Source organism: Vibrio sp. 10N.222.55.B11 (assembly GCF_041473705.1).
Taxonomy (GTDB): domain Bacteria; phylum Pseudomonadota; class Gammaproteobacteria; order Enterobacterales; family Vibrionaceae; genus Vibrio; species Vibrio crassostreae_C.
This window is the reverse complement of record NZ_JBFRST010000023.1, coordinates 1-17,747: the sequence shown is the minus strand read 5'-3', so window position 1 is coordinate 17,747 and position 17,747 is coordinate 1. Positions and strand designations below refer to the sequence as shown.

General features: G+C 42.9%; 13 protein-coding genes and 4 pseudogenes. 7 read left to right on the top strand and 10 right to left on the bottom strand.

The annotated features are described in order from the left end of the window. Window positions 1-3,259, top strand: a 3,259-nt coding sequence (gene traI / locus AB4503_RS10225; RefSeq protein ID WP_372114517.1) for a conjugative transfer relaxase/helicase TraI, incomplete at its 5' end; no start/stop codon positions are given. Between the two features lie 18 nt (window positions 3,260-3,277). Here traI and AB4503_RS10220 read toward each other — a convergent pair. The 5 genes and pseudogenes from AB4503_RS10220 to AB4503_RS10200 all read right to left on the bottom strand — a co-directional run bounded on the left by AB4503_RS10220 (window position 3,278) and on the right by AB4503_RS10200 (window position 5,919). After that, the gene (locus AB4503_RS10220; RefSeq protein ID WP_016790675.1) at window positions 3,278-3,637 is read right to left on the bottom strand and encodes a hypothetical protein; all 360 of its coding nucleotides are present in this window, start codon (window positions 3,635-3,637) and stop codon (window positions 3,278-3,280) included. A gap of 590 nt (window positions 3,638-4,227) precedes the next feature. Further along, window positions 4,228-4,671, bottom strand: coding sequence for a lytic transglycosylase domain-containing protein (locus tag AB4503_RS10215; protein ID WP_372114515.1), 444 nt, complete (start codon window positions 4,669-4,671; stop codon window positions 4,228-4,230). A 54-nt stretch (window positions 4,672-4,725) separates the two neighbouring features. Further along, window positions 4,726-5,061 (bottom strand): type I restriction endonuclease subunit M, encoded by a 336-nt coding sequence (locus AB4503_RS10210; RefSeq protein ID WP_137002151.1) that lies wholly within the window; start codon window positions 5,059-5,061, stop codon window positions 4,726-4,728. A gap of 77 nt (window positions 5,062-5,138) precedes the next feature. Then, a pseudogene (locus AB4503_RS10205) lies at window positions 5,139-5,524 on the bottom strand (hypothetical protein). A 38-nt stretch (window positions 5,525-5,562) separates the two neighbouring features. Further along, window positions 5,563-5,919 (bottom strand): hypothetical protein, encoded by a 357-nt coding sequence (locus AB4503_RS10200; protein WP_372114514.1) that lies wholly within the window; start codon window positions 5,917-5,919, stop codon window positions 5,563-5,565. A gap of 474 nt (window positions 5,920-6,393) precedes the next feature. Between AB4503_RS10200 and AB4503_RS10195 the strand changes: the two are divergent. Then, window positions 6,394-6,817: pseudogene (locus AB4503_RS10195) on the top strand (IS5/IS1182 family transposase); the annotation flags it as partial. 74 nt (window positions 6,818-6,891) lie between these two features. Here AB4503_RS10195 and AB4503_RS10190 read toward each other — a convergent pair. The 4 genes and pseudogenes from AB4503_RS10190 to AB4503_RS10175 form a co-directional block, all read right to left on the bottom strand. Next, window positions 6,892-7,827 carry an Rpn family recombination-promoting nuclease/putative transposase gene (locus tag AB4503_RS10190; RefSeq protein ID WP_372047799.1) on the bottom strand — a complete coding sequence of 312 codons (936 nt, stop codon included), beginning with the start codon at window positions 7,825-7,827 and terminating at the stop codon, window positions 6,892-6,894. 36 nt (window positions 7,828-7,863) lie between these two features. Then, a pseudogene (locus AB4503_RS10185) lies at window positions 7,864-8,055 on the bottom strand (reverse transcriptase N-terminal domain-containing protein); the annotation flags it as partial. A 565-nt stretch (window positions 8,056-8,620) separates the two neighbouring features. After that, window positions 8,621-9,142, bottom strand: coding sequence for a YgjV family protein (locus AB4503_RS10180; RefSeq protein ID WP_076646395.1), 522 nt, complete (start codon window positions 9,140-9,142; stop codon window positions 8,621-8,623). Window positions 9,143-9,240: 98 nt separating this feature from the next. Further along, complete coding sequence (locus AB4503_RS10175; protein WP_076646397.1) at window positions 9,241-9,807, bottom strand: Crp/Fnr family transcriptional regulator; 567 nt, start codon at window positions 9,805-9,807, stop codon at window positions 9,241-9,243. 247 nt (window positions 9,808-10,054) lie between these two features. Between AB4503_RS10175 and AB4503_RS10170 the strand changes: the two are divergent. From AB4503_RS10170 to AB4503_RS10150, 5 genes and pseudogenes are all read left to right on the top strand, one after another. Continuing rightward, a pseudogene (locus AB4503_RS10170) lies at window positions 10,055-10,791 on the top strand (IS6 family transposase). A 229-nt stretch (window positions 10,792-11,020) separates the two neighbouring features. Further along, complete coding sequence (locus AB4503_RS10165) at window positions 11,021-12,802, top strand: CHASE domain-containing protein (protein ID WP_102495682.1); 1,782 nt, start codon at window positions 11,021-11,023, stop codon at window positions 12,800-12,802. A 16-nt stretch (window positions 12,803-12,818) separates the two neighbouring features. Continuing rightward, window positions 12,819-13,262 carry a response regulator gene (locus tag AB4503_RS10160; RefSeq protein WP_372047798.1) on the top strand — a complete coding sequence of 148 codons (444 nt, stop codon included), beginning with the start codon at window positions 12,819-12,821 and terminating at the stop codon, window positions 13,260-13,262. 1 nt (window position 13,263) lies between these two features. Further along, on the top strand, window positions 13,264-14,982 hold the full coding sequence (locus AB4503_RS10155) for a putative bifunctional diguanylate cyclase/phosphodiesterase (RefSeq protein WP_372114511.1): 1,719 nt from the start codon (window positions 13,264-13,266) through the stop codon (window positions 14,980-14,982). A gap of 169 nt (window positions 14,983-15,151) precedes the next feature. After that, window positions 15,152-15,889 carry an IS6 family transposase gene (locus AB4503_RS10150; protein WP_371731219.1) on the top strand — a complete coding sequence of 246 codons (738 nt, stop codon included), beginning with the start codon at window positions 15,152-15,154 and terminating at the stop codon, window positions 15,887-15,889. Window positions 15,890-15,927: 38 nt separating this feature from the next. On the opposite strand, the gene AB4503_RS10145 is transcribed toward AB4503_RS10150, so the two are convergent. Beyond that, the gene (locus AB4503_RS10145; RefSeq protein ID WP_372114509.1) at window positions 15,928-17,574 is read right to left on the bottom strand and encodes a DUF3560 domain-containing protein; all 1,647 of its coding nucleotides are present in this window, start codon (window positions 17,572-17,574) and stop codon (window positions 15,928-15,930) included. Window positions 17,575-17,747 lie beyond the last annotated feature (173 nt).

The window sequence follows — 17,747 nt, the reverse complement described above, 5'->3', positions numbered from 1 at the left end:
AGAGCGCCTTGATATCTTCACCGACAAACCAGACAAAGCCCAAAGCGCACTTGAAAAAGAGCAGGTCTCCCCGTCAGCCATTGAGCGTGTACTGCAGACGCAAAACGTCAACGACCGCTACCTAAACGACGCCACCCAAGATTTGCTAAAGCAGGATGTCAGTCAGGCACTGTCAGCACTCGCCAAAGCGCAAAACGCCCCACTCATCGAAAAAGCGGTCAGCTTTGCCCTGAACCACCTCTCAGAGCGAGAAGCGGCGTTTAGCCAAAAAGCCTTAGTGGTGGAAGCGGTGCGTTACGCCTTTGAAGAAGCCGGAGGCTCTATTACCAAAGAGCAGGTTGAAACAGAGCTGACTAAACGCAGCGACACCCTCTCTGCAGAGTACAGTGACGGCACACGCTGGACGACGCACGCCGCGCTGGAGACTGAAAAGCGCATCTTGCAAAACATCGATGATGGTAAAGACCAACATCAGCCTTTTGCTACCCACAAACAGGTGCAGGACTTCCTCGATACCAAGCCTCGCCTAACCCAAGGGCAAAAGGACGCCATCACCCTTATCTCAACCACCAAGGACAGCTTTGTGGCCATCCAAGGGCTAGCCGGTACCGGTAAGTCCACCATGCTTGAATCCAACATTGAACTTATCCAGTTAGTGAAAGAAGCCAGCCAACAACCAGAGCAAAGTGTCATCGGTCTTGCGCCCACGCACGCTGCGGTAGCAGAGCTCGAAAGCAAAGGCGTGAAAGCGCAAACGCTAGACAGTTTGCTTTCTGACATCCGACAAGGCAATCGAGAAGCCAGTGACTATCAACACACCTTGTTCTTTCTCGATGAAAGCTCCATGGTCAGCAACAAGCAAGCCGATGAGTTCACAAAGCTGGTCAATGACAGTCAGTCCAAAACAGCCAAATTGGGCGATAAAGAGCAGTTATTGTCACTCAGTGCCGGTAAACCCTTTGAGCTGGCCATGAGCCAAGGTCGCATCGATACCGCTTACATGACCGATATGGTACGTCCACAAAATGACATCTTGCACAATGCACAGCAAAACACCATTGATAAACAGCCGCTCAGCGCCCTAGACAAACTCCAGCAGCAAACCCCTGACACCCAGGGCAACAGCCAGCATGTCATTTCTACGCTGGATGAAAACGACAAAGACCGACGCAGAGCGCAGCTCACCGCCACAGAGAAGCTGCCTTATGTGGTCGCCAAAGACTATTTAGAGCGCACCCCCGAAACGCGAGACAACACACTGATTATCGCGTACACCAACCAGGAGCGAGACACCATCACCGAACACATCCGTGTCGGTTTAATGAAAAAGAGTGAGTTAGGCAAAGAGAACGTCATCGCAACGAGGCTACGCTCAATCGGCGCGACGGGGGAAGAGCTCACCACCATGATGCCGTATCAAAAAGGCTTGATACTGAGCACCAAGCCCGGTGAGTACGCGGCAATCACTCACGTGGATTCTGAGCATGGCGTAGTAACACTTCAAGACGCAAGTACAGGTAAGACAAGGCCGTTCTTACCGCGCAACCGTGACCACCGCTTCACCACCCTGTTCTCTACGTCAGAAAAACCACTCTCAACGGGCGATAAAATCATCACCCGTTTTACCGATAAAGAGCGCAGTATCAAAGCCAACGTGGAGTACCGCATCACGCAAGCGACTACAGACCGTGTTATCGCTCAATCTAAGACAGGACAAACACTCAACCTTAACCCTAATGCGCTTAAAGACGGGCACTGGGACTACGCTTACAGTCGAACCGCAGACATGGCGCAAGGGTCCACCTATCAACACGTCATTAGCGCGATACAAAGCAAAGGCGCACTGACCAACTTAAGACGCGCCGTTATCGATGTGACTCGTGCCAGTCAGCACATTCGGCTCTATACCGACAACACAAAACAATTGGTCAAAAGCTGGCTTTCTAAAGAGAGCCATAAAGCCAGTGCGATAGAAACCCTCAACCAAATTCCACCCAAAGACACCACCTACTTTAACCGTAATGCACTCCCTCATGAGGACGTCCGGTTCCAAAATAAAAGCGGTGACTTTGACTACAACACATTTAGGGAGCACATCAATACGCAGCTACCCAAATACACCGAAAGCCTCGCCATTCAGTTATTAGGCCAGCCGAATCAATCCAAATCAGACCGGGATTACTTAACCTTTGGTATTGGTAAATCAGCCATTAAAGTCACCTTAACCGGAGAATATCGCGGGTATTTTAAAGACTACACCACAGGCGAAAAAGGCGCATTGATTAACCTAATCATGAGTCATAAGGAAATGAATTATAAAGCCGCGATGAATGAAGCGCACAAGATGCTCAATGAGCCAGATAAATATCAATTGGAGGAAAACAATAAACACGCCAAATTACTGAGCACCACCCCAAGGCATATTGCGCAGTTTGAAGAAAGGGCTAAAGATTATATCAATCAAAGCTTACCGATGGATAACACACTGGCCCAAACGTACTTAAACAAGCTCGGTGTCAATAACATTGAAAATAACCAGGTTAAGTTCCACCCGGCGGTCTATTCATCCGAAGATAGATCTCTTCATCCTGCGATGTTAACCAACATCCACAATAAAGAAGGCGAAACCAAAGCCATTGAAGTGACCTATTTAGACACTCAAGGCAATAAAGATACCTCCCTAGATATTAACCCAAGAACCCTAGGCACAAAGTCCAAACAATTAACCCAATTCCATCAAGGAGAGAATTTAAATACCACCATCATCAGTACCTCAATTGAAAACTCATTCTTAATTCGAGACCAAACTCAAGGGCAGATTGATATTATTAATGTCAATCACAAGAACGACATTCAAAACATCTCTACCGATGAGCTGAGACAGAACATCATTATTGTATTAAATCAAGGCAACCACGATTTAAACCCGAACAACATTGAGAAAATTGTCGAGAACTTTAATGGTCGAGACATTCAATTCATGTCAGATGATAATCTTAAAGAGGACATTAAATCGTGCATTGACAAATTAGAGCGAGATAACAGCACACATAACATTGAATTAAATGAGCCGCACACGTCTCATCAAGAGAGCGAATTAGACACCATCAACTATAATGATAAAAAAGAAACCGACAGCCAATCACTCGAACACTTTGAGCCAAAAGAATATTCCCCTCAAAAAGAGATGGAATTTAATCAATCAGAGAAAGAGAGCCATTGGGAAGACAGAGAAATCGACAGAGAGTTAGAGCGATAATAAAAGGGTAGCCAATGGCTACCCTTTTTTTTCGCCTTCAAGATATTCATCGACGCTTTTATCAACCAAAGCGGTATTGGATTTTCTTTGCTCAATAGAGTCGGCTTTGTTCTTATAATACCCCTCCCCATCAAAGCTATGCGCCAAATTTAAATTTAGCACGCCTTGTACTTGCCTAACTCTACGATACGTTTCTTCCATCAACTCACGGTTCGACGGCCGCTCATCGTCACTGTCATTCAGTTTGATACGCAACGCCAAGGTAAAAAGCTGACGAGTTGCCTCGGCATCACTTAACTTTTCTCTGTCTCTGAATTTCTTAAAATCTTGCTCTAGCTTCCCTCGAAGGGAGCTTTGTAAAGGGTAAGAACGCGACATAATTTAGCCTTTTCTCCTCAATGAATGTCAATGAAGTCCACTTTTAAACCCCAATGAAATCCAATAAATTCTCAATGTAAACCCATTGTACTTAGTTTTTAAAAAACAGCTACAACCTTACCCCTAAAGGGATAAATAACAATTCAATTAAATTCCATTAAATTTAGATTGAAATCACCAAAACCCCTTATAGGAAAAGGCATCAATAACAATTCAATGTGATTACATATTTTTACACTGGGGTTTCAGCGGCTAATTAGTTGAGATTTTGAAAATTTTTTTACACTCTAATCCCCCTTCCTAATTAAATATAACTTTTTGTTTTTATTGTCTTTACACCATTAACAGACAACCATTCGCATTGAAATCAATGCGCCGTAGGGTGTGGATGATTCTAAAGCGGTAACAATGACCTCCAATGAGTCTCCATCAAGTTTGTGTTTTTTGGACTTGTTTTAGAAACGTCGAGAGCAAAAGCCGAACCGTTGGCGATTGAACCGAGGGTGATTGAAACCATTAGGGAAGGAATGTAAAACGGAAAAAGAAGATCGTGAGACAACTCTCATTGCACTATTACGGTGCAAGAAGGGTTATTTTAATGGTGACTGATAATAGACTTTTTGAACTTTTTTGATGTATATTTTCCTGGCACTCTCGGTACGTTTAATAAATCCTGCATTATAAGCACCCACGCTATTCCAGTTATAACCATGACTGGCAAAGTTAGAGCTTAATACCCACGCACCTAATGAAACATTAAAACAAGGTTCGTAAACATTGGTTTCATTGACATTAAATTCAGCCAGTCGAGAAAACCAACTAGAGTTAATTTGCATGAGTCCAAAGTCGCGACTGGTTACTTGACCTTGTTTATTTTTGTTTTCGTTATAAGCATTAGGATCAAGACTGCTTTCGACCTGCGCTATCGCTCGCAATAACCCCGGGTCAACATTGTAATACTGCCCTGCTTCATCAAAACAAAACGAATACCCAACACTTGGAAATATCGAAAATAATAATATTGATTTTTTCATAAGCTAAAAAATGGAGTCTAAAGAGACTCCATTATATCGCGTAAATTGACGTCATCAATATTCATTAGGGAGTAAAAACGTAGTGCAACTACGATCACGCTCGGTAATTATCCAGACTTGTTCATTACAAATGGTGTAACTGGATAAAACCCGCTCGCCTGTCTTGGTGGCTTCATCATTGGTAAGTTTATCTTCAACACAGACATTTCCCCAATCACCATTTTGGTGACGATGTAAGTAAATCGATAAATTAACACCAATATTATTATTTAGCAGTTCAGCAATGCCTTGTGTACAAACGACTTTGCCAAGATCAAATGGCACAGCCGTACAAACATAATTTTTTTCTTTTGTTTCTTCGTTACCTGGTGTAACATTTTTAATGTTCATTTTATTTACCCTGTATTTAAATTGAATTTGCCTTGATATTTGATACAGCAAATATCAAGGCGCTTTACTTTTAGCATTTAATAAACATCTTCCGTTTTACGAATGTGATTAAACACCTCATACACTTCATCGTAAGAAATGCCATACCCTTCGAGCTTTTCGACACAATCACAAATGTCATTGGTATAGAAACACTCGTGATTGATAGCTCACGGCGAATGATCGCTTTTTTACCATTCTCTTCGATGTCTTCGGCGATCCCTTCTTGAGCAATAGAATCTAAACGGTTCATTAATTGCTTCGCATTATCAACAGGGCAAATTAAGCCCATACCTAACAACGCATATTTCACGCCCTCTTTTTTTGCTTCATCGAACTGTTTAGTGGAAAAGGCAAAAAATGCCCCAGCTTCATTAAATGCTTGCGTTTGTTTGGATTGAATATAGTGAGATAAATATTTCATGACTTACTCCTGACGTTAATACAAAAATATCCCAGTAATTAAAACGGGCAATGGTGAAACGAAAAGAGGGCTCTCGAAGGGGTTGATACATCCTTCACAATAAAATTGTCAGTTAAGTCCCCTATTTTAAAGTGGTGTAAGATACTCTTCTCAACCTCAGCCAGAGTGGATGGGTAGAACTTAGAATCACGCAAAGTAAATCCCGCGATTTTGAGTTCAGCAAAGGTAATGTCGCTACACGGCGTAAGAGAAAAGCCGTGCTCTTCTTCCTCTGTACGCTGAGGAATACGCAATAAAGAGATATCATTTTTTGGTGAGCTTTCGTGCCCAGCGGCGAAACGCTGGTCGCTGAAATTCAATTTAGAGAGAGTTGGGGTTGAGTGTCGTTGTGCCATAAGGAGTTTCCTTTCTGTTTGAGTATCACTTTTATGGAGCCGCTTGGCTGTCCAGACCTCAAACAGGGTTCTGCTCTGCAGGGGCGCGAAGCGTTTATTTACCCTTGCAGAGAAGGTTCTGATTGAGGAGGGTGAACAGCCTGCGAGCGCCATCAAGTGATGCGAGTCGAAAGGAAAATCGGCACATAAGAAAACAAGCCCTTACTCGACCTTAATTGAAGCCAGTGAAAGGCAATAAGGAGGCACGACGAAGCGCAGCTACGCAGTAGCGGAGGCGTTGGGTGATTGTTCGCAGTAACTTAAGGTCACATCGAGCTTGCTCGATAATAAGTGACATAAGTTATCGCGAGAGGAGTGAAACGACGGAATGAGCCGACCGAAGGGAGAACACCCAATATTTAAGTTTAATACGTACTTTATAGATTGATTAGCGTTGGAAACAGAACCGTCATAATCAATATTCAGGGAGATGCGTCGAAGGCGGTTCAAGTCAAATATCGCAATAAATCTAAAGGGTTATTCGCCATCTAGCCATTAACTCAAATGGCCTCCACCTTTTTGGTCAGGGAGAGTGGAAAGTGAAAAAGCTTGATGCAAAAAAACGCAGAGCATGGCAAAAGCTGAACTTAGCTTTCATATCGATACACCCGAAATCATGAGTGCGGAAGTCAGTTTTGTTGTGCCATGATCCTCTGATAAAGAAAGGTTGCCCCTCACTGAAACTCACCTCGAAAGAAAGTAATGCTTTGGGAAGAGAGTGGATCAATCAATGAAGCGGAAAAGGCGCTAACAAGCGGGAAAGCGAGTTTGAAATACTACAACGCTCAAATAGGTGAAATGATAGTAAATGTCAAAACTACAAACAAAAATTATAGCTCTAGGTATGCCAGTTAGAAGCCAACGGTTAGCCATAGACGATGTAGCTTTATCTCCAGGCAGATTTTATCAACACAACCCTTTATGCTTGAGCGGCTAATGAGAAAGTTGTGCGAGTTCGTCTGTGTTCAATCCCGTGACATCCATAATGGTTTGTTGATCTAGACCATTAAGCAGCATCTTACGCGCCATCTCCTTGAGTGCATTTTGACGACCTTTTTCCTCACCTAATTGTATACCTTCTTGGCGCCCTTCTTGGCGACCACGTTGTTCGCCTTGTTGGCGCAATTGTTCTGCAATAGTCATAAGTGTTTCCTCGTGTTTCGGTACTGATGAGACCAGTGACGTAATTAACGCTTCTAGGTTACTCGTTTCACCCACTTGGAGTAGGTAGCTCATCAATGACTGTACTTGCTTATCTGTAGTGTAATCGGTTAAGAGCAATGTGACCAGAGGCTCAAGGAAATCCATGATATCGCGATGCCTAGCGTGCTTTTGTACAAGTTCAAGTAACGCGATACGGCGATGCTGCATTATCTCATCATCGGAGATGACCGTGACATCGACCAATGGAAAATCTTGAGTATAGAGTGCCTTAGCTACAACAGGATTCGCAAACCCTTTTAACCAATTCATTTCATAAGGATACGGCGAGACTTGGCCATGGTAAAACTGCAAAGGTATCACTAAGGGTAAGTGCTCATGGCCCGCTTCAATATGCTGTTGCATAGCAGCGATAGCGTAACGCATCAGTCTGAACGCCATGTGTTTATCTGGCCGACTTTGGTGCTCGATTAACGCATAGACGTACCCTTCCCCCTGAGACGTTTTAAGAGAATAAAGAACATCCGAATAGTAAGACCGTAAGCTTTCTTCTATAAAGCTGCCTGATTCGAGCTTTAGGGTCGTCAAATCACAGATTTCACGCAGCTCAGCAGGCAGGTGAATATCCAATAAGTCTTTAGCAGTTTCAGGATGAGTGAGAAACTGCTTAAAGAGCGCATCATGTGGAGTTGGCGTGGTCTTTTTCATTCCATTATCCTAACATCAAATGATACCTAGCAACTTAGCAAGAAGTTTTGTTGAACCCGAGTGAGTCAGTATCCATTGCAAAGCTTTTACTTTACCGTGTTTACCTTCTCGAGTTGCCTTTACGATACGCATCTAGAGCTTTAACACATGCGTTTTAATGGATTTCTAGTCTACTGACTGCCATTGAGCGTTGTCAGGAGAGGCATTAATCTCTTTTGAAATCATCATTTGCATTTCTCCTTAAATAAAGTTCTTCAAACTCTCTCGCAACGGGAGACCAGTCGGGAGTGATACAGGCTTACCGTATTTCGTATTCCGAGCAATGTCAGGGTAGATGCCCGCTATGGTGCGAAGAGTTCAATGATCACGAAAGAGCATGGGGCAATCTCTTTCCGACTCTCGTGCCTTTTGGCTACAGCGTATTAACCACTTCAGCTGTTTCATCACATAACGCACCTTACGCGGATTCACTCCTGTTCATCAGACTGACTACCTAGCGCTCACCCGATTGTGGTTATCAGGAGGATCGTCCTCTCACGATTGAGATCCCGATTGGCAAATGCCAATCTTCGTTACATTATCGGAGCTGCTACTTTATTCAGGCTCTTAGGTTCATCTGGTGATACAGATGGTTCACACAGTAAGCGGTGAACAGCGCTTCATACGACTTTACCTCGAACGTCCCAAAATGATTTAGAGTTAGTAGTCATTTGGACCTTATGAATATGAATTTCTCCTACTAAAAAATTCTCCGTTTTCATGGTGCTTGTCACTTAAGTATTGGCTAATATATTCATATGGACTTGTTTGGATTCAACATACTCAGATGTATCCCATAATAACGATAATAGCCGACAATATTGCTGCCAATAAACAGCAACTCCATCAGTACAGCGGTAGGAGAACCTACAAGATAATTGTGTATTAGCCAGAGCAAAGTTCCGAAAATCATTAATTGACGTAAACGTTGATCACTTTGACAAAATGCAGCGGTGGTCTGAAATAGCGTTCCGCCAAAACTAAGTAAACTGATCAAGTCAACAAAGGTCATCACAGTTATCACTACCGCAGAGGTTAAAAATAGAAACATCAATTTTTTCGATGTAGTAAAAATACTAGTGAAATAGCGAACACTCGCGAGTAACATTAAACTTGCAGCGGTCCATTGTTCTAGCAGAGCAAAGTGGGTGCTAATCAGGATGCCTGATATACATAAGCAACAGACAATTTTTTGTCTTTGTTTAAATTGAAATGATATCAGATCGAATACGATGGCGATTGCTATCAATACTTGGGACCAAAGAAATGCCGACATACTTCCCTCCTAAAAAATTTATGATAAATATGGAGGTGGGATTATGCGTATATATCCCAAAGTAGGAATTAACTAAAGTTAATGCCTACCTCTTATATTTAGCTTTTAATTCTGGCTTTCAATCTCGATAGGCTGACAGGGCTGATACCGATATAGCTAGCTATCTGAATGTTATTAAGTTTGATTAACCAATTTGGCCAATACTGCAGTAAGTGCTGGTACCTTTGCTCAGGAGTGTGGAGTAATAGCAGAGCCTCTTTCTGCTCCTTGAATATTAACTGTTGTTGTAACAGTGTGACTTTGGCTTGTAAGAACGAAGGCAATGTCAGTAAATTCAAAGGGATCCTTATCACTTCTGCTGTTGTAATAGCTTCAATTTGATATTGGGCAGACATTTCCTGTAACCAACTTGAATAGAGGAAGCATAGTTCACCGTTAAAATAAAACTCTTTGCATCGCTCAAGACCATTCTCACCGTAATGACAAGCTCTAAGTATACCGGACAGGATAAAATAACCATAGTCTTGCTGAGTTCCCTGTGCGAGCAAAATATCTGATGGATTCAGTGAGAGCAATCTAAACTGAGTTGACAGGGATTTAACCGCTTGAGGCGGAACACCCATATCAGAAAAATAATCAGCCACCTTAGTGAACTTACCCAACATAAAAATAGATTCCATATTTACTTTGTTTCACCAAGACTAGCACATTTAATAACTAGAAATATCTAAGATACTAATGATTATTGGTGTAATTCAATAGTGAAGTGAAGGTGGCCACTTGCTTAGACGTTTTCAATACAAAACCTTATCTAGAGATATACAAACTGAACTCGCTTTCTAAATGGGGTTGTTGCAAAAAAGTCAGCCAAGACTCAGAATTCAGCTCTGTCTTTTCTGATCTAGTGACTCCATGACCAATCCCGCATTCAAATGGAAACACTTTGCCCCTGAAATCATTCTTTGGTGTCTGCGCTGGTATGGTTCGCCCCCAATGAGCTACGCCAATCTCAGCGACATGCTGGCAGAACGAGGGGTTTCGGTTAATCGCTCGACCATTTATCGTTGGTTCATTGAATATGCTCCTGCATTACGCAAAAAGTTACGCCGCCATCAGTTCATCCGAACAGACTCTTCGTGGCAGCTCGATGAAACCTACGTCAAGGTGAAAGGGAAATGGCACTATCTGTATCGAGCTATCAACAAGCAAGGCGAAACACTGGACTTCTATTTCTCCCAAAAACGTAATAAAAACGCGGCTTATCAGTTCTTGAAACGGTGCCTAAGATACTATGATGTAAACACTCAACCTAGACCTTGAACACGGACAAGCATTCCTCGTATGCTCATGCTATCTCGCGTCTGAAGAAGGAGGGACGGCTGCGGGCGGATGTCGAGCAACGGCAAGTGAAATATCTCAATAATGGGGTCGAGTCCGATCACGCCCCCATCAAGAAGCTTGTTGTCAGCACAGGCGGTTTTAAAATACGAAAGCGAGCCTGGTCAACCATCGAGGGATTCGAATCATTGCGAATGTTGAACAAAGGCCAATTTGATTTCTGGTTACGTCATGATGAGCGTAAAATGCTTGTTCGGGAGAGATCCGCCTTCATGAATCGTCTCTTCAATGTTGAGGTGATTTATCAGTAATCGTTAAGCCCATGACTGGGTAGATCTGCACTCTCTGATTAGTTGCAACAAGCCCCACGAGACCACGACAATGGATAAGGTTAGTCGATAAGATTGTTGCTTCTTATTTTAGTTCTATAGGTTCATTCACAGTAATCTATATTGAGCACAATCCAGAGAGAATAATGATTGCGAAAGTTATTAATATAAACTAAGTTGAGTAAAAACTATAACAACAAAGGTCAGTTTCATGCTAGGGAATTATATATTATCCAAGCGCTTAAACGCGTTAAATTGGTATCACTGGCTTGTACTCCTTCTCTCCGCAGGATTAACTTTTTCCGCTTGGAAGATTACCTCTACTCAAGCAGAACAAAAGGCAGAAACTCAGTTTCTATTTCAAGCGCATCAACTCGCCGAACTCGTTCAAGAGCGCATGTCCAAGTATGAAGAAGCGTTACTCGCTGGCTCTTCTGCGCTGCGTATGTATGAAGACCCAGTATCGAGAACAAAATGGAAAATGTTCGCTGATGCCTTTGACGTCCCTCACCACTTTCCTGGGATTAACGGTATAGGTGTTATCCATTATGTTCCAGCGGATAAACTCGACACCTATTTAGATTGGCAAAGGTTGCAACTACCAGGTTACCAAATTAATCCCTCGCGAATCGCGGATGAATATTGGCCAATTACTTATGTAGAGCCAAGTGAAGACAACTTAAAAGCTGTCGGATTGGATATGGCTCACGAATCTAATCGGTATACGGCAGCCAAAAATGCGCGTATAAACCGTGCAGCAACGGTCTCTGGTCCAATAGTTTTAGTCCAAGATTCAAAGAAAACGCCAGGTTTTTTGTTTTATGTCCCATGGTTTTCAGATCGCGTGCCACAATATTACGGAGATGATGCAGATGGCTTTTCGGGGTTAGTATATGCACCGTTTGTTTTTAGCAAATTAATGAACGGAACACTCTCTGGAGACAAACGACTGGTAAACTTTAACCTCTACGACAACAAAGAATTACTGTACAGCGACAAAGCGAACCATAATACCGATAGCCTTACTCCCCCTGTATATACAACAACGCTTGAACTCAAGCTATACGGCAGGACTTGGCAGTTCGAAATAGAGAGCTCTTCACAATTTGAAGACCAGCACAGCACCTCTCAGCCTCTCCTCATTCTCGCCTTTGGCATTCTCGTTGATGTCTTATTGCTGATTCTTTTTATTATGTTGGTTCGTGAGAGAGAGCGCGTAACGGAATACGCCAACGAGGTCACCAAAGACCTTAAATTGCGCTCAGATAAGTTAGAAGTAGTGACAAAAGATTTGCAACGCCGAAATCAAGCACTACAAGAAGCAAATCGTGAACTTGACCAGTTCGCTTATGTAGCCTCTCACGATCTTAAAGCTCCACTCCGTGGCATCTCTCAGTTGATTACTTGGTTGAGCGAAGAGCTGGAAGACTTTTTAACCCCTAAAACAGAACAATACACAACGTTACTCAACAATCGGGTAATGAGACTAGAAAAGCTTTTGGATGATTTACTCGCCTACTCTCGAGTAGGAAGAAAGCAAGGGCAATTGGCAACGTTTAACCTTAAACAATACTGCACAGAAACCTTAGAGCTTCTGGCTCCACAACAAAACATCATACTGCACTGTACCGACAACATTGGCTCGTTTGATACTTTAACCACACCACTAGAGCTCATACTGCGCAACTTAATGAGTAATGCAATCAAACATCACGACAAGGAATCTGGAAATATCTATATTTCTATCGACGCAACCGAGAGTCACTATCAGTTCATCGTCGAAGATGACGGCCCAGGGATTGAAAAAGAGTACAGGGAACGAGTTTTCGACCTTTTTCATACATTGAAACCACGCGACAGTGTGGAAGGAAGTGGATTAGGCTTGTCAATCATAAAGAAAATTCTTGACTTGTATACATGCCAATACTCCATTACTTCTAACAGCCATGGTGGTTGTACATTCATCTTCTCATGGCCTAAAAGCAATCTATAACCGAGGAACACTTCTGATGCCCCCCCCAACCTACAAACCCGTAAGCATTCTACTCGTAGAAGACGATAATATTGATGCAATGGGAGTCGAGCGAGCTCTCCATTCTTTGAAATTACTCAACCCTATGATTCGTGCACACGATGGTGTAGAAGCATTAGATCTTTTAAAAGCAGGCAAGATCCCTTCACCTTATATTGTTCTCCTAGACCTAAATATGCCAAGAATGAACGGGTTAGAGTTTCTTAAAGAAGTGAGAGATGACGAACATTTACGCTCCACGATAATTTTTGTTCTGACAACATCAAAACGCGATGAGGAGATATCCGCGGCATATGAGAAAAATATCGCTGGTTATATAGTTAAGTCTTCCGTCAGCCAAGATTTCAACAACGTTTTATCGTTTCTTGACAATTATTGGCGCATTGTTGAACTCCCAGAAACAATCAACGAGATAGGATGATATGAAAATACTGCTCATAGACGACGATACTGTCGACAGGCTTGCTATCGTCAGGGTGCTAAAAAATACAGATTTACCCATCTCTGTAATTGAAGAAGCGCAAACCGCTGACGAAGGGCTAGTTCGAGCGCTTGAACAAGCATTTGATATCATTTTACTGGATTATCAACTTCCTCCCACGACAGGATTAGAGTTATTAATCGCCTTAAGGTCAAATGCTAATTTTGCTACCTCTATTGTTATGCTCAGCCACAGCAATGACGAAGAGTTAGCGTTAAAATGTATTGAAGCAGGCGCTCAAGACTTTGTAATGAAGAGTGAAATTTCTGCAATGCGCCTAAGGCGGTCGGTATTAATCGCAACTGAGCGGTACTATTTAGAACAAAAAATTCTCGAGACTCACTCTCAACTAAAGCAACTTGCCGAGTTTGATACATTAACAAGTTTAAATAATCGTCATTTTTTCGATGAGCGTTTTAAAAAGCTACTACTTATGGCCTCTAGAGTGAGAAAGCCTTTAGCACTGTTACTTATTGACGTCGACCGTTTTAAAGAAATCAACGACCAATATGGGCATATCGCTGGAGACCTTGTCTTGCAGGAAGTCTCTATTCGCCTTCAAGCCAGCACTCGTGAAAGTGATTCACTTTTTCGTATTGGGGGCGATGAGTTTGCAGTAATCGCGAGCTATTTGGAGTCTGAAGAGGATGTCTACACGTTAGTGCAGAGAATACTTTCAACCTTTGAGAAGGCAATAACAATCGACAACCATGACATTGACTTCTCTGTAAGCATAGGTATCGCAAATTACCCTGAGAGTGGTTCTAACTCATTAGAACTGAGAAAAAATGCTGACATTGCGCTCTATCGAGCAAAGGATAAAGGTCGAAATCAGGCACAATACTATTCCAAGAAGATCCATGCCTCTATCGATCAAAGATTACGCATTGAAAACGGCCTCAAATCAGCGATACAAAGAAACGAATTGGAATTGCATTATCAACCGCAATTTAACCTATCCATGAAGCTCGTAGGCGCAGAAGCTCTTTTGCGTTGGCATTCGCCCAAATTGGGGACCATTCCTCCTGATGTTTTTATACCGATAGCTGAGGCATCAGGCCTGATTATTGATATCGGCTATTGGGTAATCGATGCTGCTATCAAACAAATTGCAAAATGGAACAAATGTCACCTGTTAAATGAAAATTTTAAGTTGGCTATTAATATATCGCCCAAGCAACTGTCCGAAGAGAAGATATCTACCGAGATAAAACAGCTGCTGCAATTTTATGGTGTCAAACCTTCCAGCATTGAAATAGAAATTACAGAAAGTAATTTAATCACGAAGGGAACAAAAGCATCCAGAAGCTTGACAGAACTGAGCCAAGTGGGTGTAAAGGTAGCCATTGATGACTTTGGAACAGGGTATTCTTCAATCTCTCATCTCAAATATTTCCCGATAGACATCATTAAAATCGATCGAACATTTATTAAAGATATAGAGGTAAAATCATCACGGCAGTTATTCAGAGCAATATGCGCCTTTGCTAGTTCACTAGACTATGAAATTGTCGCAGAAGGGATAGAAACACCAGCACAGCACCGAGTCTGTGATGACGCCCAGGTATCTAGAGTCCAAGGCTATAAATACTCTAAACCCATTACAGTCGAAAGCTTCGAAAAGCAGTTCCTGACACAACTAAAAGCACGACGTTGCTAACACACAACAGTACAAGCTCGTGTAAATAAGAGTGATTTGATGTAGTGGATGCGCCCCGTTCTAGCATCGTTGTACCAAATCAATAGTGCAACCAGTAAGAACGGGGTTGTTGCAAAAAAATCAGCCAAGACTCAGAATTCAGTTCTATCTTTCCTGATCTAGTGACTCAATGACCAATCCCGCATTCAAATGGAAACACTTTGCCCCTGAAATCATTCTTTGGTGCCTTCGTTGGTATGGTTCGACCCCAATGAGCTACGCCAACCTCAGCGACATGCTGGCAGAACGAGGGGTTTCGGTTAATCGCTCGACCATTTATCGTTGGTTCATTGAATATGCCCCTGCATTACGCAAGAAGTTACGCCGCCATCAGTTCATCCGAACAGACTCTTCGTGGCAGCTCGATGAAACCTACGTCAAGGTGAAAGGGAAATGGCACTATCTGTATCGAGCTATCAACAAGCAAGGCGAAACACTGGACTTCTATTTCTCCCAAAAACGGAATAAAAACGCGGCTTATCAGTTCTTGAAACGGTGCCTAAGATATTATGATGTAGACACTCAGCCTAAGACCTTGAACACGGACAAGCATTCCTCGTACGCTCATGCTATTTCGCGCCTGAAGAAGGAGGGGCGGCTGCGAGCGGATGTCGAGCAACGGCAAGTTAAGCATCTCAATAATGGGATCGAGTCCGATCACGCCCCCATCAAGAAGCTCGTTGTCAGCACAGGCGGTTTTAAAATACGAAAGCGTGCCTGGTCAACCATCGAGGGATTCGAATCATTGCGAATGTTGAACAAAGGCCAGTTTGATTTCTGGTTACGTCATGATGAACGTAAAACACTTGTTCGGGAGAGATCCGCCTTCATGAATCGTCTGTTCAATGTTGAGGTGATTTACCAGTAATGGTTACGCCCATGACTGAGTAGATCTGCATTCTCTGATTAATTGCAACAGCCCCCTTTAGAGTATCGTGACCATTTAAAACCGTTACTTTTTAATTTTTTGCGCACCTCTTCGGCTGGAATACCGTCAAATGAAAACTTAATGCGGCCCTCTTCTTCGTACAGCTCCCAAGCCGTCCCCATTGCCTCGCCGTTACCCTGTAATGGCGCTTCGTTGTGCAACGCTTCCAAGTGCTCTAAACGCTTTCTAGTTGTTCGGATATTGGCATTACTATTCTGTAGTGCGTATGCATCAAAGCCAAACTTTCCAAAAAACTCACACGGGCGTAATAATTTTTTTGCTCTTTCTTCTGTCTGTCCGTGTGTATTAACCAAATATTCGATCTTGTCTTCCTCGGTCATATGACTAGAGCGAACGATCTTATTAACGGCTTTCATGAGTTCATGACTTTTAATCAAACCCTCGAGCTTTTTCTTCAATTTTTCAACCGCTTCTGGGTCGTCTGACGCGATACCGGCAGAGCCTACACTATCAGCGCGACGGCTCAGATATTCCGCTTTATCCTGAGCCTCTACGCTTTTACGCATGTTGGTATTGATGCTCTCCGCGTGTTTACGGTGCTTCGCTTCTGAATGGTGACCAACCAGGATTGGCTGACCGAACGGTAACATTTTCCCTAATGTACTCGCGGTATTAAATCGCTCATTAGAGACCGCTTCAGCTTTAGCGGCACGCTCTTCTAATCTATCGCGCTTCGCTTCTTGTCGCTCTTGATAGTCTCCCAGCGCTACCACTTTTCGGGTGTTATCTTGTGGTGGCGGTGTTGGCTTTTTCTCATCACTGTTAAGCGGGGAAAGATAACCGTCAATCAATGCCTTTGTCACTTGCTCAAACGTAAAGCGCACTTTAGACAAGCCCATCAATTTTGTCTCAGTCACAGCAGCGTAATAGTGGTTCAGCGTTGGGTGATCCGCATCAATATCATGTCTAAATCGCTCCAAGTCACCATTATCAAACTCGATATACATCATCGTCTTGGTGTAACCGTTATTGCGGCCCACTTCCATAGCTTCTTGACTTGCTTTTTTGTTGTAATTATCAAGGGTGTACGCATTGCCATCAGATAATAAATTGGATTCACTCCAATCAATAATCACTTGCTTCACAACGGCGGTCTTTTCCAGGTGTACGTATTGGTCGAACGGGGCAAGCTGCACCGGCTCTTTCACTTCTTCGGTGCCCTCCACTTCTGAGCATTCCCCCTCAATAATCGTGCTTTGCGGTTCCTCTCCATCCAAAGAGAATGTCATCACCACATCATTAGAAAAATGATAGATACAATCACAGACCTGCACTTTCACTAGAGCGCCTTCACGGATGGTTAATAAAATAACCATGTCGCTGTAGTTCTTTTCGTACCAATCCCAAAATTCGGATTTATCCATCGTGACAGGCTCATTACTTCTAAAGCAATCATCCATCCCCATTGACTGAGTTTTTAAGATCAACGTGTCAGCATATTCCAACAGCTTCGTAATTTTAGCCTTCGCATTTTTACGCAACTTATGACCAGAGAAGCGCTTCAAAAATTCATTCTTGGATGAGCCTGACGGCTCAAACGGGGATACGTTTGTCGCGGATTGAACGTTAGAAGCTGTTGATGGATTAAGGATTGAGTCTGTCATAAGTTTTTCCTTTGATTAATTTTTCATTCCCGTTGTCGCCTGACTGCTCGACCCAAAATCACGGTTCATCAAAACAAGGGCGCGAAGCGTTCATATACCCTTGTTTTGGGGGTTCTGATTTGGGACGTTAAGCAGGAAGACCGCGACACGGTAATGAGAAATCAAAGGAAAAA

Excerpts from the sequence above, each read along its gene's own strand:
- AB4503_RS10220 (WP_016790675.1), bottom strand. The coding sequence starts at position 3,637 with ATGTCGCGTTCTTACCCTTTACAAAGCTCCCTTCGAGGGAAGCTAGAG.
- AB4503_RS10215 (WP_372114515.1), bottom strand. The coding sequence starts at position 4,671 with ATGAAAAAATCAATATTATTATTTTCGATATTTCCAAGTGTTGGGTAT.
- AB4503_RS10210 (WP_137002151.1), bottom strand. The coding sequence starts at position 5,061 with ATGAACATTAAAAATGTTACACCAGGTAACGAAGAAACAAAAGAAAAA.
- AB4503_RS10200 (WP_372114514.1), bottom strand. The coding sequence starts at position 5,919 with ATGGCACAACGACACTCAACCCCAACTCTCTCTAAATTGAATTTCAGC.
- AB4503_RS10190 (WP_372047799.1), bottom strand. The coding sequence starts at position 7,827 with ATGAAAAAGACCACGCCAACTCCACATGATGCGCTCTTTAAGCAGTTT.
- AB4503_RS10180 (WP_076646395.1), bottom strand. The coding sequence starts at position 9,142 with ATGTCGGCATTTCTTTGGTCCCAAGTATTGATAGCAATCGCCATCGTA.
- AB4503_RS10175 (WP_076646397.1), bottom strand. The coding sequence starts at position 9,807 with ATGTTGGGTAAGTTCACTAAGGTGGCTGATTATTTTTCTGATATGGGT.
- AB4503_RS10165 (WP_102495682.1), top strand. The coding sequence starts at position 11,021 with ATGCTAGGGAATTATATATTATCCAAGCGCTTAAACGCGTTAAATTGG.
- AB4503_RS10160 (WP_372047798.1), top strand. The coding sequence starts at position 12,819 with ATGCCCCCCCCAACCTACAAACCCGTAAGCATTCTACTCGTAGAAGAC.
- AB4503_RS10155 (WP_372114511.1), top strand. The coding sequence starts at position 13,264 with ATGAAAATACTGCTCATAGACGACGATACTGTCGACAGGCTTGCTATC.
- AB4503_RS10150 (WP_371731219.1), top strand. The coding sequence starts at position 15,152 with ATGACCAATCCCGCATTCAAATGGAAACACTTTGCCCCTGAAATCATT.
- AB4503_RS10145 (WP_372114509.1), bottom strand. The coding sequence starts at position 17,574 with ATGACAGACTCAATCCTTAATCCATCAACAGCTTCTAACGTTCAATCC.